The 525-nt window shown below is 42.3% G+C and carries 1 protein-coding gene; it reads left to right on the forward strand.

Annotated elements, in window-relative coordinates; translation table 11 throughout:
* Positions 1-5: 5 nt before the first annotated feature.
* Positions 6-525 (forward strand): oxygen-dependent tRNA uridine(34) hydroxylase TrhO (trhO, locus tag ACWHAR_RS31760; RefSeq protein WP_452089013.1); only part of this gene is annotated, 520 nt, incomplete at its 3' end.

Raw genomic sequence — 525 nt, forward strand, 5'->3', positions numbered from 1 at the left:
AAAACATGGAAAAACAATACAGAGTATTACTTTACTATAAATATGTTCCGATTGAAGATCCAGAGGCGTTTAGAGAGCAGCATCTGGCTTTTTGTAAGGAGCTTGGTTTGTTAGGCCGTATCCTTGTTTCTTCTGAAGGAATTAACGGTACGGTATCAGGTACGGTTGAACAGACTGAAAAATATATGGAAACAATGAAAGCTGATCCTCGCTTTGCGGACATGGTATTTAAAATTGATGAAGCAGAAGGCCATGCCTTCAAAAAAATCTTCGTCCGCCATAAAAAAGAGCTTGTAACGCTTCGTCTTGAAGATGATGTCGATCCGAACGAAACAACAGGCCAGCATTTGAAGCCTGCAGAATTTTATGAGAAGATGCAGGATCCAAACACAATTGTCATCGACGCGCGTAACGATTACGAGTATGACCTTGGCCATTTCAGAGGCGCGGTCCGTCCTGACATCGAAGCCTTCCGCGAATTACCTGAATGGATCGAAGAACACAAAGATATGCTTGAAGGCAAAA

The sequence above is a fragment of the Bacillus sp. LR--39 genome, from assembly GCF_053613335.1.